Genomic DNA, 1,347 nt, shown 5'->3' with positions numbered 1-1,347 from the left:
CATCGGCTGCGCAAGCTGGGTGAGGATATCACCGAGACGCTGGAGGTGGTGCCGCGGCAATGGAAGGTGATCCAGCACGTGCGGGAGAAGTTCACCTGCCGCGACTGCGAGACGATCAGCCAGGCTCCGGCGCCCTTCCACGCCACCCCGCGCGGCTGGGCCGGTCCCGGCCTGCTGGCGATGATCCTGTTCGAGAAGTTCGGCCAGCATCAGCCGCTTAACCGCCAGGCCGAACGCTATGCCCGCGAAGGCGTGCCGCTCAGCCTGTCGACGCTCGCCGACCAGGTCGGCGCCGGCGCCGCGGCGCTGATGCCGCTGTTCAAGCAGCTCGAAGCCCATGTGCTGGCCGCTTCGCGTCTGCACGGCGACGACACGACGGTGCCGGTCCTGGCCAAGGGCAAGACCGATACCGGCCGATTATGGACCTATGTGCGCGATGACCGACCGTTCGGCGGCGCCGATCCGCCGGCGGCAGTGTTCTACTATTCCCGCGATCGCCGAGGCGAACATCCCGCGACGCATCTCGCCGGCTGGAGCGGCATTCTGCAGGCCGATGCCTTTGGTGGTTATGGCGATCTCTATGCGACGGGTCGTCAGCCGGCGCCTGTTCTGGAGGCCAGCTGCTGGGCCCACAGCCGGCGCAAAGTATTTGAGCTGGCCGATGTCGAAGCGGCGGCGCGCAAGAAGGCGCACGGCGAGAAGCCCAACCTGGTCTATCCGCTGGCGGTTGAAGCCGTGAAGCGCATCGATGCCCTGTTCGATATCGAGCGCGCGATCAACGGCCTGTCGCCGGCCCAACGCCACGCCGTGCGCCAAGAGCGGAGCGCGCCGCTGGTCACCGAGCTCGAGCGCTGGATGATCAAGACGCGCGACAAGCTCTCGCGCGGACACGATCTGACCAAGGCCTTCAACTACATGCTGCGCCGCTGGTCATCCTTCGCCCGGTTCCTCGACGATGGGCGGATTTGCCTATCCAACAATGCAGCCGAGCGAGCCCTGCGCGGCATCGCTCTCGGCAGAAAGTCTTGGCTGTTCTGCGGTTCCGATCGCGGCGGACAGCGCGCTGCCGTTCTCTACAGCCTGATCGTCAGCGCCAAGATGAACGATGTCGACCCGCAGGCCTGGCTCGCCGACGTCCTCGCCCGACTGCCCGCCTATCCGGCCCATCGGATCGATGATTTGCTGCCGTGGAATTGGAGATCCGCAAAATTGCGGACCCAACCAGCGGCGGCCTGATCATGCAGCGCAATAGGGTGCATCACGTCTACACCGTCGATCGTGTCGCCAGGGACCTCGGCGTCAGCGAAGCGCTCATCCAGGACCTGACCCTCGGTCTCGAGCCCGAGG

Annotated in this window: 1 protein-coding gene; it reads left to right on the top strand. The window is 66.1% G+C overall.

Features of this window, described 5'->3' with window-relative positions; genetic code table 11:
- On the top strand, positions 1-1,236 hold a 1,236-nt coding region (gene tnpC, locus NKI72_RS34995), incomplete at its 5' end, for an IS66 family transposase (RefSeq protein ID WP_352852251.1).
- Positions 1,237-1,347 lie beyond the last annotated feature (111 nt).

It is taken from the genome of Mesorhizobium sp. M0437 (assembly GCF_040321335.1).
Lineage (GTDB): Bacteria > Pseudomonadota > Alphaproteobacteria > Rhizobiales > Rhizobiaceae > Mesorhizobium.
This window is presented reverse-complemented; position numbering and strand designations above follow the sequence as displayed.